We start from the raw sequence: 23,730 nt of genomic DNA on the forward strand, positions 1-23,730 counted from the left end.
TTTAGCGAACCCGGAATGATGGAAAAATCCTCTTTGGCTTCCCAGCCGATCTCTGCTCCCAAGAACCCCTCCACCTCCCGCCCAACACGCTTGCCGGGCCGTTTCGCCCGCCTGCCGGAGCTCGCCGGGCCGGGCTTCCTGCCCTTGGGACTTTTTGCCCGGCTTCCTTTGGCCATGCTCACGGTGGGAACCCTGACACTGGTGACTGCGGTGAGCCACTCCTACGCGATCGGCGGTATGGCTGCGGGCGCGGTCGGGATCGGTTCAGCGGTCGGCGCGCCGGTGCTGGGCTCCCTGGCGGACCGCGCGGGCCAGCGCTCCGTGCTGCTGGCTGCCTCCGTGATCAACACCCTGGCTGTTGCCGGACTCTTGGCCGCGGCCTACCTGACACCTTCCTACGGCTCGCCCGTTGAAGCACTCGCTGTTCTGGTCGCTGCCTTCATTGCCGGTGCGAGCTGTCCCCAAGTTGGACCCATGGCCCGCGTGAGATGGATGGCCCTGACCACCCGGAACCTGGCCTCTAAAAACGCCGGCCACCGGAGCGTCGCAGCCAACCGCGCAGACCTGGACACGGCGCTGTCCTACGAAGGCACAGCCGACGAACTCACCTTCGTTCTGGGACCCGCCCTCGTGGGGCTCCTGGCAAGCCTGGTAGCCCCGTGGCTTCCCCTTGCCCTTGCGGCGCTCATGACCATAACCCTGGTACCCGCCTTCGCCGTTCACCCCAGCCACCATGCGGTGGTTCCGCACCCACGAAAGCCGCGTTCCGCCGTCGTTGACTCGGACCCGCACGAGCGCCGCGGACGCTGGTCCATGGCCGTGGTGGCAGTTCCGGTGTTGGCCATGGTCTGCATGGGCACCTTTTTCGGTGCGACGCAGAACGGATTGAGTGCCTTTGGCGCTGAGTTTGCCACCGCGGAACTTGCCGGGCTTTTGTACGCGGTCATGGGTCTCAGCTCAGCCGTGGCGGCGTTGTCGGTAGCGTTCTGGCCGCAGCGCTTTGGACTTGCTGCGCGTTGGGTAACGGCGGCGTTGGCGATGTCCGCCTTGTCGCTGTTGCTGCTGCTTCCGACTGGGATCTGGACGATGGTGGTGGCCCTGCTGGTGCTAGGTATTCCTGTGGGTCCGGTAATGGTCACCGTGTTCAGCATCGGCGGCGTGGTTGCCCCGACCGGACGTATGGCTACTGTCATGACCGCCTTGGCAAGCGGCATCGTGGCGGGGACGGCGCTGGGGGCCTACCTGGGTGGCCAGCTGGCCCAGGCCCAGGGGTATGGGGGAGCTTTCCTGGTGTCCATGGCAGCGGCGCTTGGCTTGTTGCTGCTGGGGCTCGTGACCTGGTTGGCCATGCGTCGCAAAGGCGTGAGCCCGGCCTGAAATACGGGCTTCAGTTATAGTCCAACCCGGCCGCCAAGGAACGGGCCATGAGTTCCACCAGCCGAAGGGACCGGTCCTCGTCGGGATCGGCCAGGTGCTGCATGCTGATGCCGTCGATGCCGGAGATGAACAGCCGGGTGATGTCTTCCAGGTTGTGGGGGAGCGGCTCTCCGGAGGCCTCGGCTGCGCTGCGGAACAAGTCCAACGTGGAATTGACCCAGCCGTCATACATCGACCGGTTCATGAGGAGCGCCTGGGGCTGGTCCACCGCTTCCACCCGGTACCTCCTGAGCAGCAATTCGAAGGTGGTCACCTGCTCGTGCGGGTTCTCCAGCATTCGGCTCCAGATGCGGCGCGCGTGCGCGCCGATCATGTGGCGCAGGCCCAGCCCGGGGTCCGCCACAGGCTCCAGTGCCTTGGCGTAGTCCCTGCTCAGGAAGTTGTAGACCTCTTCCAGCAGTTCGTCCTTGTTGCGGAAGCAGTAGTGGAGGGCCGCCAGGGGAGCGTCGGCCTCGCTCGCTATCCGACGCGTCGTGGCAGAAGCGAGCCCGTCCTGGGCAATGACCCGTGCTGCAGCTTCAACGAACTGCAATCGCCGTTCCTCGGCGGGAACCCTTGCCATCCGCTTCCCTCTCCTTATGTGCAGACCGGTCGTGCCGGTCCCATCGATCCTAGGCGGTGTCGGCCCAGGCTTGCTTCCGGCGCCGCCGCGGAGGTTGGAAATGACCTCCAAAAGAAATTTTAGCCGGAAACCTAGTCAACTGACCTAGTCAGTTGACATACTTCTTCCAGGAACGTTGCCTGCATCACATTTGGGATGCAGAAACCTGAGGAGATCCGATGCAGGAATTCGCCGATCTGGTGATCGTCAACGCAGAGGTCCATGTCATGGACCCCGGCGATCCCGGACGAATGTCCGATGCACTCGCCGTCAAGGACGGGGTGGTGGCAGGCCTTGGCCGGGAGGACGCGGACGCGTTGACCGGTCCGTCCACGGTGGTTGTGGACGGCGGTGGTGGTGCCCTGGTTCCGGGCATCAATGACGCGCATCTCCACTTTGTCTCCGCGGCCATGGCTTCCTACGGATACGTCCGACTGGACGCCACAGCGGCACCCGACTGGTCCGCCGTCGTGGAAGTCATCGAGGCAGCACCCGTTGGCGCTGACGGCTGGATCCGTGCCCATGGCTGGGACGAGGTGGCGCTCGGACCCGCAACTAACCAGGTGCTTGACGCCCGGCCCGGCGTTCCCGTGGTGGCCTTCGACAAAACCGGCCATCAGTTGCTGGCCAATCGCGAGGCCCTGCGCTGCGCCGGCGTTACTGAAACGACCGAAGACGTGGATGGTGGAGTGGTGGTCCGGGCCCGGGACGGCAGCCCCACCGGGCTGCTCCAGGATGGCGCCATGGAACTGGTCTCCCGTGCCCTGCCGCCAGTACCGGAGGAGACCCTCCGCCCGGCGTTGCTGCGCATGCAGGAACTACTGCATTCGCTCGGCATCACTTCGGTGACCGATCCGGGGCTGGGCCCCGCGAGTGCCGGTCTCATGGATGGAGCCGGCTCGACGGCGGCCCTGGGCTTGCTGGGCGATCTCGCGGCTGCGGAACTGCTCACCCTGCGGGTCAACGTCCTCATGTTGTTCGCGGGGACGGGTGGCGCAACCGCCCGGGCTGTGGAGGACGGCCTGCGCAGCGGGCTCGCCGGGGCCTATTCAGCCAGGGGTATCGACGCCCGGCAATTGCGGATCGCCGGAGTCAAGGTCTTCGCCGACGGAATCCCGCGCAGTGGAACGGCCTGGATGAGCGAACCATATGGCAAGGCCTGCACCCACGGGCGGCTGGTAATCCAGGGCGGCAGTGACGCGGAGAGGGTTGGCGAACTGCGCCGGATCCTCGGCTGTATCGACGCCGCCGGGCTGCAAGCCGGTATCCATGCCACCGGTGACGCCGCCACAACCGCGGCTGTGGAGGCCATCCTTGCGGCGGGCAACAGGACGAACGATGCGCGGCACTACATCATCCACGGCGCCTTCAGCGATTCCGCAACCCTCGCCACCATGGCGGAGAACGGCATCGGCTACAGCACCAATCCGCTCATCCGGTCCGAGGCAGGCGACATCATGCGCGCTGTCCTGGGCGAAGACCGCTTCGCCCGGCACCAGCCCCTCCGTTCGGCCCTCGATGCAGGAGTTTCCTTCAACCTTGCCTCCGATGCGCCGGTCACCAGTCCCGACTGGCGCCGCACGATCGTGGCGGCCGTCCGAAGGGGAACAGCCTCGGCACCTGGTGATCCGGCCGACCCGGAGAGGATCACCGGTTTGCAGGCGCTTGCCTCCATGACCAGCAACGCAGCATGGCAGGACCATGCAGACCACTTCAAAGGTTCCCTGCTGCCTGGCATGGCGGCGGACCTTTGCCTTCTGTCGGATCCATGGCCCGGGGACGGGGAGATCGAAGCACTCCTCGATAACGGGATCCGTCTCACTGTGGCCGGTGGGCGAGTCGTCCATCAGTCCTCCACCCAATTCTCCAGTTCTTCCAACCGTTCGTGACTCAAGGAGCACCCCTATGAAACGCACCATTCCGTTGGCGCTTGCTGCCATCCTGTCAATGTCCCTTGCTGCGTGCGGCACCTCGTCCGGGCCGTCGGCGACGGCCGCGGCCGACGGGACAACCACCCTCAAGGTCGGGACCATCGGCATCGGTTCCGATGCTGGAATCAAACTGGCGATCGACAAGGGCTACTTCAAGGAACAGGGACTCAACGTGGAGCTCTCTGTCATTGCCAACCCGCCCGCCGGCATTGCCGCCGCCCAAAGCGGCCAGCTCGACCTCACCTACACGCCGTCCATTCCGCTGCTCAACGCACTGAGCCAGAACGTGCCCCTCAAGGTGGTTGCGGCTGCTGACGGGTACAAGGACGGTGCCAGCCAGGGTTCAGAATTGAACCGCGTTGACGATACCGGACTGCTGGTTCAAAAGACCTCAACGGTCTCGCGGCCCAAGGACCTGGAGGGCAAGAACGTCAGCGTTCCGGCCCGCAAGGCCCAGCTTGAGGTCACGGTCAGCAAACTCATCAAGGACGACGGCGGCGATCCCGCCAAAGTGAACTGGATGGTCCTGGACCCTTCCTCCGCACTTCAGTCCTTGAACTCCGGGCGTGTTGACGCGGCGTCGCTCATTGCGCCGTTCACGTCCAAGGCGGTCGCAGACGGCAACCGCCTGCTGGCTTCGCCGGGGGTCAGGTTCTTCGAGGAAGGAGCCATCGGCCTTTGGGTTTCCGGGGCCAACACGGTCAAGGGCAAGCAGAAGGCCCTTGAGGGATTCAGGACTGCCATTTACAAGGCCAATGCCTACGCTAACGCCCACACTGACGAGGCCCAGCAAGTGAGTGCCGAGATCACCAAGACTCCCTTGGACGTGGTGAAGTCCGGGGCCGTGAACTACTGGCCGGAAGACGTCCGCATCCAGGACATCGAGCGGGTCAACAAGAACCTCGCCGATCTCGGTTTCCTCAGCGCACCGGTGAAGCTGCCCGGCGATCTCATCCTGGGAAAGTAGGTCCTGGCTGACGATGGGAGACTCACCATGAAATCGTCCATTCGGCCCCTGGCCTTCAGCGCCGCGGGCATTGCAGCGGCACTGGTTGCCTGGCAGGTGGCGGCGGCGGAGCACGTGGCCGGAAATGCCCTGCCGCAGGCCACCACGGTGTTCGTTGCCTTGGCAGGGATCCTGGGAACGGCCACGTTCTGGTCCGCGCTGGGGTCCACAATCGGCATTGCCCTCTTTGCCCTTGCACTGTCCGCCGCGGCGGGCATAGTCGTTGGGTTGCTCGTGGGCAGCTTCGAGACAATCCGCTACGCAACCCTCGCGGTCCTGGAGTTCCTTAAGCCCGTACCGCCCATTGTCGTGCTGCCGCTGGCGGTGCTGGTCTTGGGCCCGACCGCCGAAATGTCCCTTTTCCTGGTGGTGTTCGGCTGCTTCCTGCCGATTGTCATGCAGACGGTCGACGGCGTGCAGGGAACCGATCCGGTGGCCCGCGATACAGCGCGAAGCTACGGGATGTCCGGCGCCGAAATCCTGTTCCGCGTGGTCCTCCCCAGCGCGCTGCCGTACATCGGAACCGCCATGCGGGTAGCCGCCCCTGCCGCGTTGGTGGTCACCGTGGTGGCCGGCCTGCTCGGCGGAGGACCAGGGCTGGGCCAGAGCATTTACCAAGCCCAGGCCGGCGGTGACTACGCAGCGCTTTACGGATTGGTGATTGTCCTGGGCGTCCTCGGCTTGTTGTTCCAAGGTGCCGCGCGGCTGGCCGAACGCCGCGTCCTGCACTGGCATGAGTCCTACCGGGAAGTGGTGCCAGCATGAAAACGCTGACTATACGGCGCTGGTTGGTGGGCGCCGGGACCCCGGTGCTCCTGTTCGCGGCCTGGTGGCTTTCGTCCGCCGGATCCATCGATCCGTTCTTCCCGCCCCTGCAGGACATACTGGTGCGGTTCCAGCAACTTTGGCTCTTTGACCACTTCCAGTCCGATGTGCTCCTCAGCCTTGGAAACCTCTTCGTCGGATTCATGATCGCGGCTGTCTGCGGGGTTGCCTTGGGATTCGCCACCGCCCTGGTCCCGCCCGTCCGCTGGATGGTGGACCCGCTGATCCACTTCCTGCGGGGGATTCCACCGGTGGCCCTGGTGCCCATCTTCATTTCCCTCATCGGGTTCGGAACCCAAATGCGGGTCACCAGCATTGCCTTGGCCGCACTGTTCCCCACCATGATCGCCACGGTGGACGGCATCCGCGGAGTGGGAAACGACCTCAAGGACGTGGCACGCGTTTATCGGCTGACCCGGAAGGAAAGGCTGCTCAACGTCCTCCTTCCCGCAGCAGCGCCGCAGATCTTCTCGGGCCTCCAGGTGAGCCTTCAGGTGGCGTTCATTGTGATGATCGCCAGCGAAATGCTGGGCAGCTCCCAGGGAATCGGAGCCATGACGCTCCTGGCCCAGCAGAGCTTCATGACGGCCGACATGTGGGCCGGCATCCTGCTCCTGGGTGTCATCGGCTTCGTGGTCAACGTGGTCTTTGCCTTGATCAAGCGCAGGGCCTTGTCCTGGTACATCGGTTCCAGGGCCACGGCGCGTGCAGCATGAGCACCCGGCAGTCACCCACACTTCCCCTCCACAACAGAAAGTCCGTCATGCCACAGCAACCAGAAGCCGCCCAGCAGCCCGAAACCCGGCAACCTGAAACCCCCGCCATCCCACGGCTTGACGTTACCCACCTGGCCAAGACCTACGGAAGCGGCGAGAAGGCCCGAACGGTCATCGAAGACCTCACCTTCACCGTCGACGCAGGCGAGATCGTCTGCATCGTGGGTCCCTCGGGCGTCGGCAAAACGACGCTGCTCAAGTGCCTCGCCGGCCTGCACCCCGCCAGCAGCGGGCGCGCTGCCATCGACGGACGGACCATCAGCGGGCCACCGCCTGAGATGGCGCTGGTCTTCCAGGACTACAACCGTTCCCTTATGCCTTGGTTGACTGTCCGCAAGAACCTGGTCCTGCCCTTGAAGCACCTCAAGCTGCCCGCGGCGGAACTGAAGGAGCGCTGCGACAGTGCGTTGGCCGCCGTCGGGCTTTCCCATGCGGACAACCAGTACCCGTGGCAACTGTCCGGCGGCATGCAGCAGCGTGTGGCGATCGCCAGGGCACTGGCCTACCGCCCGGAGATCCTGATCATGGATGAACCGTTCGCTTCCGTGGATGCGCAGACCCGGTTCGACCTTGAGGACCTGTGCCTGAAAATCCGCAAGGACTTCAACATGACCATCCTTGTGGTCACCCACGATATCGATGAAGCTGTGTACCTCGCAGATCGCGTGGTGGTCCTCGGCTCCCGCCCGGCGCGCGTGCACCGGATCGTCGACGTCGACCTGCCATCACCCCGGGACCAGATCACCACGCGATCGTTGCCGGCATTCGCGCAGCAACGCACCGACGTACTGTCCATGATCAAGAGGCCCGCATGACGGCCGCCAAACAGGACGGCGTGCAGCGCCGGCCCAACGTCCTGTTCTTCATCGCGGACCAACTGAGGGCGGACCATCTGGGCTTCGGCGGGAACGCGACGGTCCACACACCCAACCTCGATGCTCTCGCGGCAAAAAGCATGGTGTTCACCAACGCGACGGTGGCCAACCCGACGTGCATGCCAAACCGGGCAAGCCTGATGACAGGGCGCTGGCCCTCGGCCCATGGGACCCGCTGCAACGGCATCACCCTTGACCCCTTCACGCAGACGGTTCCGGGCTCGTTGGCCTCGGCCGGTTACCGGACCGTGGGCGTGGGCAAGCTGCATCACCAGAACATGGGCTGGGAGTTCGAGCCGCACCAGGCGGAGGAGATCAAGGCGACTGACCCCATGCTCCTGGACAGTGCCGTGGGGGACGCGCACACCCGAAACCTTCCGCCAGGCTGGGATCAGTGGGAGAACCGGGAAGCCCATGACCTGCGCTTCATCGCCCTGCCGTCGGACTATTACGGCTACGGGCACGTGGACCTGGTAATCGGCCACGGAGACCGGCCGGGAGGCCACTACGTGCATTGGGCGCGTGAACGGGGTGTGGATCCTGAAAAACTGGGCGGCCCTGAACAGTCAGCGAGCGCCTACAACGGCTGGGACCAGGTGTACCAGACGGCCATCCCCGCCGAGGTGCACCCCACGAGCTACGTGAGCGAGAAGGCCATTGAACACCTCAAGGACGCAGCGGGCCAGGACCAGCCTTTCTTCATGTTCGTTTCCTTCCCGGATCCGCACCATCCGTTCTCGCCGCCGGAAGGGTATTCGGATTTGTACGATCCCGAGGCTTTGCCCCTGCCCCTTGGCTTCGAACAGGACCATGCGCGTTCGCCGGAGCACATCCGGACCATGATCGACCACCGGGGAACACCGAACCCTGATCCGACCATGACATGGGCTGCCACGCCGGAGCAGTACCGTCATGCCGCCGCTGCCCAGTACGGACTGATCACCATGATGGATGAGCACATTGGCCGGGTACTGGGCGAGTTGGACAGGCAAGGGCTCGCTGAGGACACGATCATTGTGTTCACCAGCGACCATGGCGATCTGTTTGGCGATCACGGGCTCATGCTCAAGCACTTCGTGCACTACCGTGCAGTGACCAATGTGCCGCTGGTTGTCCATGTCCCGGAGGGCATGACCGGTCGAAGCGATGCCCTCGTTTCCAGCGCCGACCTGGCGCCCACTTTGCTGGAACTCAGCGGCTCCACCCCTTACCGCGGTCTCCAGGGACGCTCATTGGTGCCGCTGCTGCGTGGCGCGGCCTGCCGGCACAGGGACGCGTTGCTCGTGGAGGAAGAGCAGCCTTTTGGCTTGGACGGCTTGCCCGGACCGGTCCGGATGAGGACGGTCATCACCGCGGAAGGGCGGCTGACCCGGTACTTCGGCACGGACATCGTGGAGCTCTACGACCACCGTTCGGATCCGGGCGAGCTGGTGAACCTGGCAGGGGATCCATCCGCGGCCGGGCTGGAAGACAGGCTGCTGCGGGCCATGGTGGAGGAGATGGCCGCCTTGGCTGATGAGGGGACGGCGCCTACAGCGGCTGCGTAGCCGTTAACAGCGCTGATGTTCGACGGTGGGAACTCCCGACGGCGCTCACCGGAACCTCAGTGGCTGCTGCGGTAGCCGGTGGGGGAGTTCCCGAAGGCGGCGCGGAAGATCCGGCTGAAGTGGGCGGCGTCGGTGAACCCCCACCGGGCCGCTATGGCCGTGACGGCCCGGTCGGCCAGGACGGGATCCAGCAGGTCACGCCGGCAACGTTCCAGCCGGCGCTGCCGGATGGAAGCGGCAACGGTGGTCCCGATTTCCTGGAACAGGTCATGCAGGTGCCGCGTGGAGATGTAGTGGGCTGCGGCAATGGTTCCGGGGGAGAGCTCCGGATCCCCGAGGTTGGCTTCGATGTAGTCGTGGATCCGTCCAAGGAGCAGCAGGTGGGGGTCGCGCCCGGTCTCGATCAGTTGGTCAAGCTCCCCGTTGAACAAGGTGGTGACCAGGTCCAAGGCGTTGTGGACCAGCCGCAGCCCGTTGGAGCCGGACAATGCTTCGAGGTTGTCTGCGAGCCTGACCAGGAACGGGCTGATCAGCTCACCCAGGCCTTCGTCACCGGGAATCCGCAGGGCCGTCACGTGGCCCATGGCTTCGACCGGCAGGTCCAGCAGCACATGCGGGAACATCAGCACCAAAGTGCGGAAGTCGTCGTCGAACGTCAATTGGTACGGGCGGGAGGTGTCGTAGATGGAAAGGTCGCCGGGGTTCAGTACCGCCTGGCGCGAGTCCTGGACCAGTCGGCCGGTACCCGAGAGCTGGATGCTGAGCTTGAAGTACCGTCCGCTGGACAGGGCAATCAATTCAGGCGTCCGCAGCACGGTATGGGGACCGGCAGTGACCTCCACAACGGAGATCTGCCCCAGCACCCGTGCCCGCATGGTTCCGTGGAAGTTTGCTCCCCGCGGCCCCTTGGCCAGCAGCGGCACAAAGGATGCGGATATAGCCCGGCTCCATTCCTGGAACGAATCCGCGACGACGGTTTCTACGGTTGCGGGCCCGGTATCAGCCGCGACGGTCATCCAATTCCCTTTCGAAGGCCCGCCGTGCCGCTGGGTGCTGGTAGTGGTTGCCGCCAGCCGGACGTGAGCTTGCCCACGATTCTACACCGCGGCCACATGGCGCCCGGGCTTGCGTGGACAGACAAACACCTTGCCGTGTGAGACAAGTCACGCGCTGCCCTTGCGTTGGAAGATTGCGGAATGACCGACACTTACCGCGCCATCTCCCGCGGTACCGAGGCAGGAGCACACTTATGAGCGTGGACAATCCCGTGAAGGGCCGGACCGCCGGAACCGCCACCACCAAGAAGCGGCTGGGCGTGCCCGCCGTGACCTTCATGATCATTGCGGCATCGGCGCCGTTGACCGTACTGGCGGGCGGCGTGACCACCACCTTCGCCGTCACCGGCGTCATAGGTGTGCCGTTGTCCTTCCTCATCCTCGGTGCGATCCTCGCCTTGTTCGCCGTGGGCTACGCCGCGATGAGCCGGTACGTCACCAACGCCGGTGCCTTCTACGCCTACATCGCCCAAGGGATTTCCCGGCCCGCAGGCGTCGGCGCCTCGCTGGTGGCACTCATGGCGTACAACCTCATGCAGGTAGGTATCTACGGACTCTTCGGGTTTACTGTGTCATCACTTTTGTCCGCCCGGCTGGGAATCAGCGTTCCCTGGTGGATCCCGGTCCTGGTGTGCATCGCCATTGTTGGATGGCTCGGCGTCAACCGTGTGGACCTGTCCGCCAAAGTGCTGGGGATCCTGGTGGCGTTGGAGTTCCTCGTGGTCATTGCCTATGACGTCATGAGCCTTGCCGTGGCGCCCGAGGGTGTCAGCTCGGCCGGCTTCAGCCCGGAAACCCTGTTCGTGCCGGGGATCGGCGCAGTCTTCTCCTTCGGCATCGCGGCCTTCATGGGATTCGAATCGGCTGCCATCTACGGGGAGGAGTCCAAGGACCCCAAGCGCACAGTGGCCCGCGCAACCTTCGCGGCGGTGGGAATCATCGCGGTCTTCTACGCCGTTTCCGCCTGGGCCATGACCATCGGAGCAGGGCCTTCGGCCGTCATCGAAACCGCGGCCGCAAACGGTCCGGACATGATCTTCGCATTCCTGGGAAGCAACGGCGGCGTGGTGCTGAGCGACATCGCCCAGGTGCTCTTTGTGACGAGTCTCTTTGCGGCCCTGGTCAGCTTCCACAACGCCGTTGCCCGCTACTTCTTCTCCTTGGGCCGCGAACAGGTCCTGCCACCGGCGCTCGCCGCAGTCCGTCCGGGCAGTGGAGCACCCTTTGCCGGTTCGCTGGCCCAGACGGTGATCGCCGTCGTCGTCACCGTTGCCTTCGCGATCGCAGGAAGCGGTTCCGAACTCGGCGAACTGTACCCGGTCCTGACCATGTTCACCTGGCTGACGAACAGCGGCGCGATGGGGCTGGTGCTGCTGATGACCGTGGTTTCGCTGGCGGTGATCGGTTTCTTCCGCAAGGACCGGCACGGGACCGGCCCGTGGGTGCGGGTTGTGGCTCCGGGCCTCGGCTTTGTCCTCCTGGCCGTGGTCTTCGTGCTGATCCTGGCCAACTTCAACGTCCTGCTGGGGCAAACGGAATCCACGGCGGCAACGTTCATCCTGCCGCTGGTTGTGCTGGTGCCAGGTGCGGCGGGCGTGCTTTGGGGCCTGCGGCTGCGGCGCTCGCGGCCGGCCTTGTACGCCCGGATCGGCCACGGCTCGGAAGACTGAGTTCGGCAACAAGAAGGCGTCCCCGGCAGTTTTGCCGGGGACGCTTCTTTGTTGGAGGTCAGCTGGCCGGGTCGAGTTCCGGGCTGTGCTGGCTGACGCTGACCAGGCGCCCGTGCGCACCGAACGTGAAATGTACGGGTTCCGTGCCGGCCTCGTTCCAGCCGAAAAGGCTTCCGTGCGAGCGGATCGCGCCGATGTCCCTGTGGTCCGCGATGGTCACGGACCCGCAGGGGATCACTTTTTCGCGCCACGTAAAGACGAAGATGCCGGGCCTGATCTTGAAGACCGTGTTGGAGTCGGTATCCGCCAGTCCGCGCTCCGGACCCGCCAGGCACTGCCATGTGTACCACGTGGGGCTGAGGTACACGTGTTCGTACGCATGGACCGGGCTGTAGACCCATTCCACGCGTCGGCCGATCAAGCCGGTGCTTTCAACGATGGCATCCCCGCTCGTCGCGAAGCCCTGCAGGGTTCCCGGGCGGAAGTCATGTTCAACGGCGGTGGCCCCTGCAGTCGCCCGTCCCAGGAGTGCGCCGATGTACAGGGCGCGGCCGTTGGCCAGGTCCAGGATGAGCGAGACTGCAACTTCCGATTCCACCGGGCTGTGCCATTGTGCGTAGTACAGCTCTTCGGCCACCAGGAAAGCCTCATAGGCTGAGGTGCCGGAGCGGCCGGCGGCAGCCCAGGTGACTTCTTCGTCGTCGAAACTGAAAGTCATGGGACCGCCGTCGCCGATCACCGTGAACTGCTTCCCGGCAAGGTCCGGCACGGTGGGCGCCTTGTTTGCGTCAAAGCCGGGGGCCAGGCCATCCAGGGGCAACCAGTTGGAAGTGTCAAGAAGATTCAGGCTCATGGGTTTCCTTCAGAAGCTCGATCGGGGATCAGGCCAAGCGGTCCTGTCCTGCTTTCGAGTATTCGTAAAACCGCACCCACGGTCTTGTGTCCGGGGGCACACTCCTTGGCGTGGAATGAACGGAATCTAGGCGAGTTGGCTTTCAATCCGGGCTGCGCTTGCCGCCAGTGCTTTCCCCACGGCTTCGGCGTCCTGGTCCAGCCGGATGTAGACGACGGCGATAGCCGCCGGCCGTCCGCCCGGGACGTGGATCGGGGCAGCCAGGGAAGACAACCCGGCGATGACTTCGTCATGGCTGGTTGCGTACCCTACGCGCCGGGCCTCATGGGCCTCGGGGCGATACGGCACGCCCGGGCCAACTTGCTGCCAGCGCTCCTCTGTCATGGTGGACTGGATGGCGATCCCGGGGGCGCCGCTGCTGATGGGGTGGCGGGTTCCGGGGTGCTGGGCCAGGGCTGCGCCGGAGTGGCGGGGTTCCACCGTAACCAGCGTGACGCATTCCTGATGGTCCCAGACGGCCACGAACGCCGTCATGTGGAGCGTGTTGGCCAGCTGCGTGAGTTCGGGAAGCGCGGCGGTTTGGAGGTTGCGGGAGACTCCACGGGCCAGGACCGCCAACCCGGCTCCGGGCTGGACCCGTCCCGAGTCATCGCGGAAGACCAGCGAGTGGTCTTCAAGGGTGCGCAGGATGCGGTAGGCGATGGAGCGGTGCACGCCCAGGGCTTCGGCGAGTTCGGCGATGGTGAGCGGCTGTTCTGCTGCGGCAAGGATTTCCAGTGCGCGGACTCCCCGTGACAGGGTCTGCGACGGCGGAGCCTGGCTTGCCGCTTCCGCCGGGCCTTTGACGTCGCTGCGGGGATTCATGCCAACCATCCTATGTCCACGGGGTCTGTGCTTCGGGTCACAGCATGTAGTACATTTTTCTAACTGACCGTTCTGTCGGTTAATGCAAGTCAAGCGCCGACCAGTCACTCACACCCACTGGAGTTCCAATGACCGCAACTTCCTCCGTCGATTCCCTCTCGGGTCCCAGCAGTAAGCGCGAAGAGCGCCGGGTCCTGGCGGGAACCCTCGTGGGCACCACCATCGAGTGGTACGACTTCTTCATCTTTGCCCAGCTCACAGCAACGCTGCTCTCACCGCTGTTCCTCACTCCGTTGGAGAAGTCCAACCCTGGCGTAGCGCAGATTCTCTCCTTCGCCACCATTGGCATCAGCTTCCTCTTCCGCCCGCTCGGTGCCACCATCGCAGGCCACCTCGGTGACAGGGTGGGCCGCAAGGCAGTGCTGGTCATGACCCTCGTCATGATGGGAGCGGCCACGGCACTGATCGGCCTGTTGCCCACCTACGACGCCATCGGATTGTGGGCTCCGGTGCTCCTGATCACCCTGCGCGTCATCCAGGGCTTCTCGGCCGGCGGCGAGTGGGGCGGAGCAGCCCTCATGGCCGTGGAGCACGCCCCGCTCAGCAAGCGCGGATTGTTCGGCGCCTACCCGCAGATCGGCGTGCCCATCGGCATGATCCTGGCCACCGGCCTGCTGTTCTTCCTCCAGTCGGGGATGTCCAAGGAAGAATTCGCGGCTTGGGGATGGCGCGTTCCCTTCCTGTTGTCGGTAGTCCTGATCGTGGTTGGGTACCTCATCCGCCGGGCCGTCGGCGAAAGCCCGGTCTTCAAGGAAATCGCCCAGCGCAAGGCGGAGAGCAAAGCGCCCCTGGGTGAGCTTTTCCGCCACAACACCAAGGAAGTCGTCCTGGCGGCACTCATCTTCATCGCCAACAACGCCGCGGGTTACCTGCTGATCGCCTTCTTCATCTCCTACGCAACCAAGGCCTTGAAGATGCCCACTCCGCAGATCCTCTTGGCCACCACGGTTGCCTCCTTCGGCTGGCTCATCTTCACCATGGTCGGCGGCTGGCTTTCGGACAAGATCGGCCGCGTGAAGACCTTCCTGCTGGGCTACGCACTCGTGTTCGTTTGGATGATCCCCCTCTTTGCCTTGATCGACAGCAAGAACATTCTGCTCTACGGCGTTGCCCTGTTCGTGCTGACGATCGGCCTGGGACTTTCCTACGGGCCCATGTCCGCCATGTACGCCGAAATGTTCCCGCCGCAGGTTCGCTACTCCGGTATCTCCATCGGCTACGCCCTCGGCGCCATCCTGGGCGGCGCTTTCGCTCCCACCATCGCGCAGGCCTTGCTGGATGGGACCAAATGGTCTGGCTCGGTTGGCATCTACATCATGGCCCTCTGCGTCATCTCCGCGGTCGGCGTGATCCTTGCCAAGGAAACCAAGGGCCGTCCGCTCGGTTTCAGCACCCACCACTAGGAGAACCCACCACCAGGGGAATCCTTCACTGAAGGCACCCGGCAAAGGAGGCGCGGCCGCAACTGCGCCTCCTTTGTGCTGTCGGGGCCCAACGACCTAACCCGGCTGCTTGGCGCTTTTCAGCAGTTCCATGACATCGTGGTCGGTCAGTTGCTCAAAGTGCTGGTAGAACGCACCGACGGCGTGGAACTTGCCCGGTATATGCAGAGCCAACATGAAGTCGCACACCCTTGCCAGGGAAGTTGCGGCCTCGAGCGATGCCACCGGGACGGCGGCAATGACCGTGGCGGCGCCGGCCGCACGGACGCTTTCGACGGCGGCCCGCATGGTGGCGCCCGTGGCAAGACCGTCGTCCACCAGGATGGCTGTCTTGCCACGCAGGTCCAGGGCAATGCCCGGGTACCCGGCGGCCCGCCGTCGTAATTCCTTCCGCTCGGACGCCTCCACCGCATCAAGGGCGGCCTGGTTGATTCCGCGGGCCAGGAGATGCTCCTTGAGCGGCTTGTTGACCAGCCGCACAACGTCACCCTGGCACCATGCGAGGGCTCCGAAGGCGGTTTCGGCCCGGCCGGGAATTCCGAGCTTCCGGACCAGCACGGCACCGAACGGCAGGTAGAGTTCGGCAGCCGCTGCCGCTGCCAGGGGAACACCGCCGCGGGCGAGCCCAAGGACCACCGTGTCCGGCCGTTCCCGGAACTGGGGGAGTCCTTCTGCCAGGCGTAGCCCGGCTTCCGCCCGGTCCTTGAAACGCATGCCCATGAGCTCCTGTTTTCCTGTCGTCCGGCGCTCCTTCAAGCCTACAGTTCAATCCTTGCCGGGGGGCTGCCTCCACTGGAAGCATGGCCTTGTGAACAAGCCGATCGGATATTGGATCAAACGCCTTGATGCCGCGTTGGAAGTCCAGTTGGACACCACCCTGGCCCGGCTGAAACTCAGCCGGCGCCAGTGGCAGACCCTCAACACGCTTGCCGAAGCAACCATGCTGCCCGACGAACTCGAAGAAGCGGTCCGACCGTTCTGGGGCACCGACGTCCGGCTGCGGGAACGGGAACTGGCATCCATGGTGGGGCGCGGGCTGATCACGATGATCGACGAGCGCCTCACCTTGAGTGAACGCGGGCGGGAGACCTACCACCAGGCCCAACGACTCGTTGAGGAGGCCCGCCTTGATCTGTCCATGGGCATTGGCATTGACGAGTACGCCATGGCCGTCAGCGTCCTGGAACGAATGAGCCTCAACGCTGAAGGGCTGGCGCGCTGAACGGCTGGCCCGCTGACTTGGCTACACGCCAAGGAATTCCACTGCGGCGTCCTTGAATGCCCTGCTGGTGATGACGTTGGTGTGGGTCCGCCCGGGAACCACCAGGGTTTCCACCATTGCGCCCCGCTTGGAGGCCAGCTCAGCCAGTTGCGGCATGGTGGCCGCCCGCTCGTCCTTCTCGCCGGCAACCAGCAACAACGGTACGTGCGGTGCTGCCTCGGCAGGATCGAACGGCTCGCCTTTGATGGCCTCGATGAGGGACAACATGGCAAAGAGGTTGTTGCTGGGCAGCATTTGGGCCATCTTCAGGAGGCCTGCCGTGGACTCGTCCCCGATGGCGGTGCCGTCGGCGAGGTAGCGCTGTGCAGCGGCGAGGTCGAAGGCCGCCAGCGGGTCGGCCGCGCTGGGTCCGCCCAGGACAACGCGATGCACCAGGTCCGGTTGGGTAGCGGCAAATTCCCAGGCCAGCCGCGAACCGAGCGAGTACCCGATGACGTCCAGGCCGGTGGCGGAATTGCCCTCCTGCAGCGGCCGTGCTCCGGCATCGAAGACGATCTGCAGGAGGTCGGCGCGGATGCGGCTGGGCGTGTAGGAATCGAGGTCCTCGGGGGAGTGGCTCCGGCCATGGCCGGGCAGATCCACGGTGATGACCCGGCGTCCGGCTTCCTGGAGCGTGCTGATCCATCCGGAGTCGCCCCAGTTCAGCTTGCTCGAGGAGGAGAAGCCATGGATCAGCAGCACGGGCCGCAGCCCGGCGTCGGCGGCAGGTTCATGGACTTCGACGAACAGTCCGGGATCGGTGCCTTCGACGGTGTGTCGCTGTTCCACGGTGTGCCTGCCGGTCATCATGTCAGTCCTCATCGAGTACGGCGCTCAGGCGGACCCGGCGCTTGGGTGCTTCGTCCTTCGGAACAGTGCCCACGATCCCGGCGGTGTCATCCGGTACCTCGAACACGATCAGCGGCTCGCCAACGTTGATTGTTTCGCCCGGCTCCCCGTGAATACGCACCACTTTACCCGCCTGCGGGCTGGGCAATTCGAGGGCGGACTTGCTGGTTTCCAGTTCCACCAACGGCTGGTTGCGCTCTACCTGCTGGCCAGGTTGCACCAGCCAGTCCAGGACGGTTGCTTCGATGAGGCCCTCGCCAAGATCGGGCAGGGGGAAGGAAATTTCAGCCACGCTTGTACTCCAGTACTCGTTGGATCCCGTAAAGGATGCGGTCCACGTTGGGGATGTATTCGTCCTCCAGGTCGCCGGAGGGGTAGGGCACGTCGAACCCGGTGACACGCTCCACCGGGGCCTTCAACGTTGCGAAGCACTGCTGCGTGATCAGCTGGGCCACTTCGGCGCCAAGTCCCGAGGTCAGCGGGGCTTCATGGACCACGACGGCGCGACGCGTCTTGGAGACGGACGTCGCCAAAGCTTCGGCATCGATGGGCTTGAGCCATCGCAGGTCAAGCACTTCCACGTCGATCCCGTCCTCGGCCGCCAGTTCGGCAACCTGCAGGCAACGGGCCACCATCGCACCCCAGGCTACGAGGGTCAGGTGCCGGCCTTCCCGCGCCACCCGTGCCCCGGTGAGGTTGCCGCCGTCGTTGGCGTCCACCGGCCCCTTCTGCCAGTAGCGCGACTTCGGTTCCATGAAGATCACCGGATCCGGCCGGGAGGCAGCGTATTTGAGGAGGTGGTAGGCGTCATGCGGGTTCGAGGGCGAAACCACTTTGAGCCCCGGGACGTGTGCGAACAAGGCCTCAAGGCTTTCCCCATGGTGCTCGGGTGCCCGGATGCCGCCAAAGCTGGGAACGCGGAGCGTGATCGGCATGGGCAGGGTTCCGCGGCTGCGGTAGTTCATCCGGCCGATCTGGCACACGATCTGGTTGATCGCGGGGTAGGCGAAACCGTCGAACTGGACCTCGGGGATGGGGTGGAATCCGGCCATCGCCAATCCCACGGACATGCCCAGGATTCCGGATTCGGCCAGCGGCGTATCGAAGACGCGCTCTTCCCCGTGCTTGGCCTGGAGGCCGTCCGTGATCCGGAAGACGCCGCCGAGACGGCCGCAGTCCTCGCCGAACACCAGTGCCTTAGGATTCCCGGACAATACCTGGTCCAGCGCCCGGTTGAGGGACTGCTGCATGGACAGCTGCTCAATGCCTGCCTGGGCGGAAGTGCTGGTTTCGGTGAGCGTTTCAGACATGGTCGGACTCCTTGCGCCACGCAGTGGCCTGGGATTGCAGGGTAGGCGTCGGCTCTTGGAAGACCAGGCTGAACATTTCGGCGCCCGGCCGTGGGCCGAGATCGGCGATGCCCTCCCGGATGGCGGCTTCCTCCGCTTCTGCCAAGCGCTGCGCTTCGTCGAAGAATGCTTGGTCCGCCACGCCGTCGGCGAGCAATTGCTGCCGGAAGCGCTCCAGTGGATCATCGCCGGCGTCTATCCGCTCCTGGTCCAGCGTGCGGTAGCGGCCGGGGTCGTCGGCTGTCGAGTGCGGCCCGCGGCGGTAGGTCATGGCCTCGATGATGACGGGTCCGTTGCCCGCGCGGCAGTGCGCGAAGGCCGAACGCGTGGCCTCGTAGACGGCTACGACGTCGTTGCCGTCCACCTGCATGGCGGGCATCCCGTAGCCGGCCGCCCTGGCCGCCACGGATCCTCCTGCCACCTGCCGCTCAGTGGGGACGGAGATGGCCCATCCGTTGTTCTGGATGAAGAACACCACAGGTGCCTTCATGACGGCCGCGAAGTTCATGGCTTCATGTACGTCGCCCTGGGAGGAAGCGCCGTCGCCAAAGTACGTCATCGCCACGCCCAACTCCCCGGCGGGCTTGCCGGAGAGGGTTTGTCCGTGCGCCCATCCGACGGCGTGCAGGACCGAGCCCGCTACGACGGCCTGGATAGGAGCGAAGCGGGACTCCAGGGGGTTGTACATGCCGCCGTGCCAGGTTGCCTTGTGCGTGGCCATGTAGCCCACCATGTCCAGCCCCATGGCCCGCGCGACGCCCATCTCGCGGTAGGTGGGAAAAACGAAATCGCGCGTACGGTCCACGGCGTATCCGCTGCCAACCTGTGCCGCTTCCTGGCCGAGCTCCGGGGCGTAGCCGGGAATGATTCCCTGACGCTGCCAGGCGACGGCGGCGGTATCCAAATGCCGGACCGCGGCCATGAGGGTGTACAGCTCGCGCAATTGGTGGTGCGTGAGCGGAGCCGCGTCATCGTCGACGTCGGCAATCACTGGTGTGGTTGTCATGGCTGTGACTGTAATCACCCGGATGAACGGTGCGCAATCAGCCAAGCTTGAGGGGAACACTTTGTACAAAATGGTTAAGAAAAGAGGCTCTTCGCAGTACAAACTGCGAAGAGCCTCTGTGATCTGCCGTGCAAGTGGCTACCGCGCCGACTGGCCCACTTTGCCGCCCTTTGCGCGGGCGTTGAGGAAGCAGCCCAGCGCGATCACCAGGATGAGTGCGGCGGTGCCAAAGAGCTGGCCGGCACTTTCCGGGTTGGCGAATCCGACGGCGAGAATGACGCCCAGGAGCGCGAGGCCCACGATGGTCAGCACCGGGAATCCCTTCATGCGCAACGGGAGCTCGGTTCCTTCCCTGTCAGCCCGGCGACGAAGGATCAGCTGCGAAACGAGTGCCACGCCCCAAACCACCAGGCAGGTGGAGCCCACCAGGTTCAGGAGCGCGGGCAGCACGCGGTCAGGGAACAGCAGCTCCAGCACGGTGGCGATGAATCCGAAGGCAACGGAAATTCCGACGGCGGCAACCGGTACCTTGGAGCCGCTGAGGCGCGACAGGAAGCGGGGAGCCTCGCCCCGCTCAGACAGTGAGAACACCATGCGGGAGGCGCCGTAGAGGTTGGCGTTCAATGCCGAGAGCAGCGCTACGACGGCCACGAGGGTGATCGCGGCTCCGGCGCCCGGAATCCCGGCCAGGTCAAGGACGCCGGCAAACGGGGACTTCAGGCCCTCCGAACCCACCGGAAGGACTGCTGCGATGACAAAGACCGAGCCGATGTAGAAGACGAGGATGCGCCAGACCACTGTGCGGACGGCCTTGCCCACGCTGCGGGCGGGGTTCTCGGTCTCGGCTGCGGCCACGCTGACGATCTCGGTTCCGCCAAATGCGAAGATCACAACGAAGAGCGCCGCGGCAATGCCCCCAATGCCGTTGGGTGCGAAGTCCCCGAAAGTGTGGAGGCCGGGAGAGGCAACGTTGGGCAGCCACCCGAACAGGAGTGCGGCACCGATCAGGAGGAAGATCACGATCGCTGCCACTTTGAGGATGGCAAACCAGAACTCGAATTCACCGAAGTTGCGCACGCCCACCAGGTTGATGCCGGTAAAGACCACCATGAAGACCAAGGCAAGGACCCAAACAGGGATGACGGGCCACACGGAGAAAAGCAATCCGGCCGCCCCCAGGGCCTCGGCCGCAATCACCACCACAAGCTGGAGCCACCAGAGCCAGCCGACGGTCCCGCCTGCGGTCTTGCCGAGGGCTTTCTCGGCGTAGACGGAGAAAGCGCCGCTGTTGGGGTTGGCTGCTGCCATTTCGCCCAAGGCCCACATCACCAGGATGATCAGGGTTCCTGCCACCAGGTAGGAGATCAGGACTGCGGGGCCTGCCGCCTGGACGCCTGCACCCGAGCCGAGGAACAGGCCGGCTCCGATCGCGCTGCCAAGGCCCATCATGGTGAGCTGGCGCGGTTTCAGGGAGTGGCCAAGGCCTGAGGTTGGTGCAGGAGCCGCGATGGACTTCGTTGTCATACGTGTCTACCTTCTATGGATTTCATACGGGTGGTGGTGCCTGCTTCTTGGGCCGGGCACGCAGGGCGTCGACGACGCAGCAAGAGCCGTGGAATAATTCTCGCAGTTTGTAAGATACATCACTTTTTGCTGTGGCGAAGTGATGGGTATGACTCCCCGGGGACAGGAACTTTGATGCTGGTCGATGCTCTTGATGCAAAAATTGTACGTTTCTTCACGGATTCGCCGCGATCTTCCGTGCTGGAAGCGTCGCGGGTGCTGAAGGTGGCGCGGGCTACGGTGCAATCGCGCATAGACCGGATGATCGAGAACGGCGTCATTGGTTCCTGGGTGCCGCAGCCCGATCCGGCAAACTTCGGCTTTCCCGTGGTGGCCTTTTGCTCCGTCACCATCACGCAGGAAATCGGACACGACGCGATCATCGAGAGCCTCAGTGCCATTCCTGAAATCATCGAAGTGCACACGGTAACGGGCAATTCGGACCTCATGGTTAGGATCGCGGCACGTTCCAACCCGGATATGCAGCGCGTTCTCGATGCCATGATCGCCACCAAATCCGTGGTCCGCTGCTCCTCCGTGATAGTGCTCAACAGCCACATTCAGGGACGCACCCTGCCGTTGATGGAGGCGGCAGCCAAGTCCATGTGACGAAAAGCATTTTGTCTGCGCGGGATCGAGTCGTACCATTAGTTCTAGTCAATCTGACTTTAACTGGAACCGAACAGCGGTTCCGACGGCGATGAAGCGAGGTGAACGCCGTGAACGTCAACTCCGCCAACGTCGCCGAGCGGCGGCTCGCACCGCCGTCGTTGGCTATTTCCACGGTGATCTTCGCACTGCGACCCAGCGAGAAGTCCGGCCGCCCCACGCTCTGGCTGCCGTTGGTCCGCCGCATACGGGAACCCTTCAAGGACCAGTGGGCGTTGCCCGGGGGGCCGCTGGCGCACGATGAATCCCTCCAGGACGCTGCTTCCCGGAACCTCCGCGAAACCACGGGCCTGGCGCCCCAGTACCTGGAGCAGCTCTACGCGTTCGGCGGCCTCCACCGGTCGCCAAGCCAGCGTGTGGTCTCGATCGTCTATTGGGCCTTGGTCCAGCCAACGGAAGCGGCGCTCGCGGACGAATCGGAAAACGTGCGCTGGTTCCGGGCCGACAGGCTCGGCGAGCTCGCCTTCGACCACAACGCGATCGTGGACTACGCCCTTTGGCGTCTCCGCAACAAAATGGCCTACGGCTCCATCGCCTACCACCTGCTGGGCGAATTCTTCACGCTGGCCCAGGTCCGGGAGGTCTACGAAGCCGTCTTGGACCGCCAGCTTGATCCGGCGAATTTCCGACGCCAGATCAAATCGACACCGGATATCGAAGAAACCGGTGAATACCTGCAGGGCGGAAAACACCGCCCGCCACGCCTCTACCGCTTCACTGGAACACCCGGCCTTGGGCCAGACAACAGGAGTACACCATGAGCAGCGTCAACACTGCCGTCCAGCTGATCACCCGCGAAGAAGCCGAGAAAGGTTTGTCCCGGGCGGGCGCCACCTGCAGCCCGGCGCTGGCCAAGGGACCGTGGGAATACGACCTCGCCGAGGCCCTGGCGGGCGTCCCGGCCTACGGCCCGGGTGCTTCCAGCAGCGACGTCGCTCCGAAGGCAACGCCCCGGCAGGGCCAGCTGCCTGAGGAATACAAGCTCGCCTCCGAAGCCGAGCTGGACCGTCGCATCCGTGCAGCCAAGGAGACGCTCGGCGACCGCGCCGTGATCCTGGGCCACTTCTACCAGCGTGACGAAGTTGTCCAGTACGCCGACTTCGTGGGTGATTCCTTCCAACTGGCCAACGCGGCCCTCACCAAGCCGGATGCTGAAGCCATCATCTTCTGCGGCGTGCACTTCATGGCCGAGACGGCTGACATTCTCTCCACGCCCGAACAGGCAGTCATCCTGCCCAACCTTGCCGCAGGCTGCTCCATGGCGGACATGGCGGACGAAGACTCCGTGGAAGAGTGCTGGGAGCAGCTCGAGGAGATCTTCGGAACGGACGTCGATGAGCAAGGCCGTGTCCCGGTCATCCCCGTCACTTACATGAACTCCTCAGCGGCGCTCAAGGCGTTCTGCGGACGCAACGGCGGAATCGTCTGCACGTCCTCCAACGCCAAAGTGGTGCTGGAATGGGCGTTCGAACGTGGCCAGCGCGTCCTGTTCTTCCCCGACCAGCACCTGGGACGCAACACCGCAAAGGCACTTGGTGTCCCGCTGGACCAGATGCCCCTGTGGAACCCGCGCAAGGAACTGGGCGGCAACGACGAGCAGACGCTCCTGGATTCCCGCGTCATCCTGTGGCACGGCTTCTGCTCCGTGCACAAACGGTTCAACGTAGGCCAGATCGAGAAGGCGCGGCAGGACTTCCCGGGGGTCAACGTAATCGTCCACCCTGAGTGCCCCATGGAAGTAGTGGACGCCGCGGACTCGGCAGGTTCAACGGACTTCATCAAGAAGGCCATCGCGGCCGCCACGGAACCCACCACGTTCGCCATCGGCACCGAAATCAACATGGTGAACCGGCTTGCAGCGGAGAATCCGCAGCACACCATCTTCTGCCTCGACCCCGTTATTTGCCCGTGCTCCACGATGTACCGCATCCACCCCGGCTACCTCGCCTGGGTGCTTGAGGAACTCGTTGCAGGACGCATCGTCAACCGCATCACCGTGGACGACGCCGTGCAGGACAACGCCAAGATTGCGCTGGAGCGCATGCTGGCCGCCAAGCCCGCATAAACCCGGATAAAGAGGCACACCATCCC

23 protein-coding genes are annotated in these 23,730 nt (G+C 64.5%); 13 read left to right on the forward strand and 10 right to left on the reverse strand.

The features are described from left to right. Window positions 1-18 precede the first annotated feature (18 nt). Window positions 19-1,377, forward strand: coding sequence for an MFS transporter (locus ACIPY2_RS02390; RefSeq protein ID WP_400265098.1), 1,359 nt, complete (start codon window positions 19-21; stop codon window positions 1,375-1,377). 10 nt (window positions 1,378-1,387) lie between these two features. Here the strand turns inward: ACIPY2_RS02390 and ACIPY2_RS02395 are convergent, their stop codons facing one another. Beyond that, the gene (locus ACIPY2_RS02395) at window positions 1,388-1,999 is read right to left on the reverse strand and encodes a TetR/AcrR family transcriptional regulator (protein WP_400264777.1); all 612 of its coding nucleotides are present in this window, start codon (window positions 1,997-1,999) and stop codon (window positions 1,388-1,390) included. A gap of 218 nt (window positions 2,000-2,217) precedes the next feature. Here ACIPY2_RS02395 and ACIPY2_RS02400 point away from each other — a divergent pair, with 218 nt between their 5' ends. From ACIPY2_RS02400 to ACIPY2_RS02425, 6 genes are read left to right on the forward strand one after another with little or no spacing between them, the layout of a single operon-like run. Next, window positions 2,218-3,927 carry an amidohydrolase gene (locus tag ACIPY2_RS02400; protein WP_400264778.1) on the forward strand — a complete coding sequence of 570 codons (1,710 nt, stop codon included), beginning with the start codon at window positions 2,218-2,220 and terminating at the stop codon, window positions 3,925-3,927. A 16-nt stretch (window positions 3,928-3,943) separates the two neighbouring features. Then, window positions 3,944-4,936: an ABC transporter substrate-binding protein gene (locus ACIPY2_RS02405; protein ID WP_400264779.1), complete on the forward strand. Its 993-nt coding sequence runs from the start codon at window positions 3,944-3,946 to the stop codon at window positions 4,934-4,936. Window positions 4,937-4,963: 27 nt separating this feature from the next. After that, on the forward strand, window positions 4,964-5,740 hold the full coding sequence (locus ACIPY2_RS02410) for an ABC transporter permease (RefSeq protein WP_400264780.1): 777 nt from the start codon (window positions 4,964-4,966) through the stop codon (window positions 5,738-5,740). Then, window positions 5,737-6,516, forward strand: a complete 780-nt coding sequence (locus tag ACIPY2_RS02415; RefSeq protein WP_400264781.1) for an ABC transporter permease — start codon at window positions 5,737-5,739, stop codon at window positions 6,514-6,516. Before ACIPY2_RS02410 ends, ACIPY2_RS02415 begins: the two co-directional genes overlap by 4 nt. Beyond that, the gene (locus ACIPY2_RS02420; RefSeq protein WP_400264782.1) at window positions 6,513-7,391 is read left to right on the forward strand and encodes an ABC transporter ATP-binding protein; all 879 of its coding nucleotides are present in this window, start codon (window positions 6,513-6,515) and stop codon (window positions 7,389-7,391) included. Before ACIPY2_RS02415 ends, ACIPY2_RS02420 begins: the two co-directional genes overlap by 4 nt. Then, on the forward strand, window positions 7,388-8,998 hold the full coding sequence (locus tag ACIPY2_RS02425; RefSeq protein ID WP_400264783.1) for a sulfatase: 1,611 nt from the start codon (window positions 7,388-7,390) through the stop codon (window positions 8,996-8,998). Before ACIPY2_RS02420 ends, ACIPY2_RS02425 begins: the two co-directional genes overlap by 4 nt. 56 nt (window positions 8,999-9,054) lie before the next feature. Here the strand turns inward: ACIPY2_RS02425 and ACIPY2_RS02430 are convergent, their stop codons facing one another. After that, window positions 9,055-10,014, reverse strand: a complete 960-nt coding sequence (locus tag ACIPY2_RS02430) for a helix-turn-helix domain-containing protein (RefSeq protein ID WP_400264784.1) — start codon at window positions 10,012-10,014, stop codon at window positions 9,055-9,057. Window positions 10,015-10,247: 233 nt separating this feature from the next. Between ACIPY2_RS02430 and ACIPY2_RS02435 the strand changes: the two genes are divergently transcribed. Then, on the forward strand, window positions 10,248-11,723 hold the full coding sequence (locus ACIPY2_RS02435; RefSeq protein ID WP_400264785.1) for an APC family permease: 1,476 nt from the start codon (window positions 10,248-10,250) through the stop codon (window positions 11,721-11,723). A 58-nt stretch (window positions 11,724-11,781) separates the two neighbouring features. On the opposite strand, the gene ACIPY2_RS02440 is transcribed toward ACIPY2_RS02435, so the two are convergent. Together ACIPY2_RS02440 and ACIPY2_RS02445 are read right to left on the reverse strand one after the other, a co-directional pair. After that, window positions 11,782-12,576: a MoaF C-terminal domain-containing protein gene (locus ACIPY2_RS02440; RefSeq protein WP_400264786.1), complete on the reverse strand. Its 795-nt coding sequence runs from the start codon at window positions 12,574-12,576 to the stop codon at window positions 11,782-11,784. A 126-nt stretch (window positions 12,577-12,702) separates the two neighbouring features. Next, the gene (locus ACIPY2_RS02445; protein WP_400264787.1) at window positions 12,703-13,449 is read right to left on the reverse strand and encodes an IclR family transcriptional regulator; all 747 of its coding nucleotides are present in this window, start codon (window positions 13,447-13,449) and stop codon (window positions 12,703-12,705) included. A 119-nt stretch (window positions 13,450-13,568) separates the two neighbouring features. On the opposite strand from ACIPY2_RS02445, the gene ACIPY2_RS02450 reads away from it, so the two are divergent. Beyond that, complete coding sequence (locus ACIPY2_RS02450) at window positions 13,569-14,903, forward strand: MFS transporter (RefSeq protein ID WP_400264788.1); 1,335 nt, start codon at window positions 13,569-13,571, stop codon at window positions 14,901-14,903. Between the two features lie 96 nt (window positions 14,904-14,999). Here ACIPY2_RS02450 and ACIPY2_RS02455 read toward each other — a convergent pair whose 3' ends face one another. Continuing rightward, entirely contained in the window at window positions 15,000-15,662 is a 663-nt protein-coding gene (locus ACIPY2_RS02455; RefSeq protein ID WP_400265099.1) for a phosphoribosyltransferase, read from the reverse strand. A gap of 88 nt (window positions 15,663-15,750) precedes the next feature. On the opposite strand from ACIPY2_RS02455, the gene ACIPY2_RS02460 reads away from it, so the two are divergent. Further along, complete coding sequence (locus ACIPY2_RS02460) at window positions 15,751-16,164, forward strand: MarR family transcriptional regulator (RefSeq protein ID WP_400264789.1); 414 nt, start codon at window positions 15,751-15,753, stop codon at window positions 16,162-16,164. Window positions 16,165-16,185: 21 nt separating this feature from the next. Here the strand turns inward: ACIPY2_RS02460 and ACIPY2_RS02465 are convergent, their stop codons facing one another. The 5 genes from ACIPY2_RS02465 to ACIPY2_RS02485 all read right to left on the reverse strand — a co-directional run bounded on the left by ACIPY2_RS02465 (window position 16,186) and on the right by ACIPY2_RS02485 (window position 20,931). Beyond that, window positions 16,186-17,013 carry an alpha/beta fold hydrolase gene (locus ACIPY2_RS02465; RefSeq protein ID WP_400264790.1) on the reverse strand — a complete coding sequence of 276 codons (828 nt, stop codon included), beginning with the start codon at window positions 17,011-17,013 and terminating at the stop codon, window positions 16,186-16,188. Window position 17,014: 1 nt separating this feature from the next. Further along, on the reverse strand, window positions 17,015-17,344 hold the full coding sequence (locus ACIPY2_RS02470; protein ID WP_400264791.1) for a biotin/lipoyl-containing protein: 330 nt from the start codon (window positions 17,342-17,344) through the stop codon (window positions 17,015-17,017). Beyond that, a complete protein-coding gene (locus tag ACIPY2_RS02475; protein ID WP_400264792.1) occupies window positions 17,337-18,362 on the reverse strand; it encodes an alpha-ketoacid dehydrogenase subunit beta in 1,026 nt (341 codons plus the stop codon). Before ACIPY2_RS02475 ends, ACIPY2_RS02470 begins: the two co-directional genes overlap by 8 nt. Beyond that, entirely contained in the window at window positions 18,355-19,407 is a 1,053-nt protein-coding gene (locus ACIPY2_RS02480; RefSeq protein WP_400264793.1) for a thiamine pyrophosphate-dependent enzyme, read from the reverse strand. Before ACIPY2_RS02480 ends, ACIPY2_RS02475 begins: the two co-directional genes overlap by 8 nt. A gap of 138 nt (window positions 19,408-19,545) precedes the next feature. Beyond that, window positions 19,546-20,931, reverse strand: coding sequence for an amino acid permease (locus tag ACIPY2_RS02485; RefSeq protein ID WP_400264794.1), 1,386 nt, complete (start codon window positions 20,929-20,931; stop codon window positions 19,546-19,548). A 174-nt stretch (window positions 20,932-21,105) separates the two neighbouring features. Between ACIPY2_RS02485 and ACIPY2_RS02490 the strand changes: the two genes are divergently transcribed. From ACIPY2_RS02490 to nadA, 3 genes are all read left to right on the forward strand, one after another. Further along, a complete protein-coding gene (locus ACIPY2_RS02490) occupies window positions 21,106-21,579 on the forward strand; it encodes an Lrp/AsnC family transcriptional regulator (protein WP_400264795.1) in 474 nt (157 codons plus the stop codon). Between the two features lie 101 nt (window positions 21,580-21,680). Next, entirely contained in the window at window positions 21,681-22,400 is a 720-nt protein-coding gene (locus ACIPY2_RS02495; RefSeq protein ID WP_400264796.1) for an NrtR DNA-binding winged helix domain-containing protein, read from the forward strand. Next, window positions 22,397-23,704 (forward strand): quinolinate synthase NadA, encoded by a 1,308-nt coding sequence (gene nadA, locus ACIPY2_RS02500; RefSeq protein WP_400264797.1) that lies wholly within the window; start codon window positions 22,397-22,399, stop codon window positions 23,702-23,704. The genes ACIPY2_RS02495 and nadA overlap by 4 nt, the downstream gene beginning before the upstream one ends. Window positions 23,705-23,730: the final 26 nt, after the last annotated feature.

It is taken from the genome of Paenarthrobacter sp. NPDC089675, assembly GCF_044749185.1.
Taxonomy (GTDB): Bacteria; Actinomycetota; Actinomycetes; order Actinomycetales; family Micrococcaceae; genus Arthrobacter.

Bases quoted from the DNA above. Each gene is read 5' to 3' on its own strand.
- ACIPY2_RS02455 (WP_400265099.1), bottom strand. From the start codon at position 15,662: ATGGGCATGCGTTTCAAGGACCGGGCGGAAGCCGGGCTACGCCTGGCA.
- ACIPY2_RS02425 (WP_400264783.1), top strand. From the start codon at position 7,388: ATGACGGCCGCCAAACAGGACGGCGTGCAGCGCCGGCCCAACGTCCTG.
- ACIPY2_RS02415 (WP_400264781.1), top strand. From the start codon at position 5,737: ATGAAAACGCTGACTATACGGCGCTGGTTGGTGGGCGCCGGGACCCCG.
- ACIPY2_RS02485 (WP_400264794.1), bottom strand. From the start codon at position 20,931: ATGACAACGAAGTCCATCGCGGCTCCTGCACCAACCTCAGGCCTTGGC.
- ACIPY2_RS02490 (WP_400264795.1), top strand. From the start codon at position 21,106: ATGCTGGTCGATGCTCTTGATGCAAAAATTGTACGTTTCTTCACGGAT.
- ACIPY2_RS02390 (WP_400265098.1), top strand. From the start codon at position 19: ATGGAAAAATCCTCTTTGGCTTCCCAGCCGATCTCTGCTCCCAAGAAC.
- ACIPY2_RS02465 (WP_400264790.1), bottom strand. From the start codon at position 17,013: ATGATGACCGGCAGGCACACCGTGGAACAGCGACACACCGTCGAAGGC.
- ACIPY2_RS02405 (WP_400264779.1), top strand. From the start codon at position 3,944: ATGAAACGCACCATTCCGTTGGCGCTTGCTGCCATCCTGTCAATGTCC.
- ACIPY2_RS02400 (WP_400264778.1), top strand. From the start codon at position 2,218: ATGCAGGAATTCGCCGATCTGGTGATCGTCAACGCAGAGGTCCATGTC.
- ACIPY2_RS02395 (WP_400264777.1), bottom strand. From the start codon at position 1,999: ATGGCAAGGGTTCCCGCCGAGGAACGGCGATTGCAGTTCGTTGAAGCT.
- ACIPY2_RS02440 (WP_400264786.1), bottom strand. From the start codon at position 12,576: ATGAGCCTGAATCTTCTTGACACTTCCAACTGGTTGCCCCTGGATGGC.
- ACIPY2_RS02430 (WP_400264784.1), bottom strand. From the start codon at position 10,014: ATGACCGTCGCGGCTGATACCGGGCCCGCAACCGTAGAAACCGTCGTC.
- ACIPY2_RS02410 (WP_400264780.1), top strand. From the start codon at position 4,964: ATGAAATCGTCCATTCGGCCCCTGGCCTTCAGCGCCGCGGGCATTGCA.
- ACIPY2_RS02450 (WP_400264788.1), top strand. From the start codon at position 13,569: ATGACCGCAACTTCCTCCGTCGATTCCCTCTCGGGTCCCAGCAGTAAG.
- ACIPY2_RS02420 (WP_400264782.1), top strand. From the start codon at position 6,513: ATGAGCACCCGGCAGTCACCCACACTTCCCCTCCACAACAGAAAGTCC.
- ACIPY2_RS02445 (WP_400264787.1), bottom strand. From the start codon at position 13,449: ATGGTTGGCATGAATCCCCGCAGCGACGTCAAAGGCCCGGCGGAAGCG.
- nadA (WP_400264797.1), top strand. From the start codon at position 22,397: ATGAGCAGCGTCAACACTGCCGTCCAGCTGATCACCCGCGAAGAAGCC.
- ACIPY2_RS02480 (WP_400264793.1), bottom strand. From the start codon at position 19,407: ATGACAACCACACCAGTGATTGCCGACGTCGACGATGACGCGGCTCCG.
- ACIPY2_RS02435 (WP_400264785.1), top strand. From the start codon at position 10,248: ATGAGCGTGGACAATCCCGTGAAGGGCCGGACCGCCGGAACCGCCACC.
- ACIPY2_RS02475 (WP_400264792.1), bottom strand. From the start codon at position 18,362: ATGTCTGAAACGCTCACCGAAACCAGCACTTCCGCCCAGGCAGGCATT.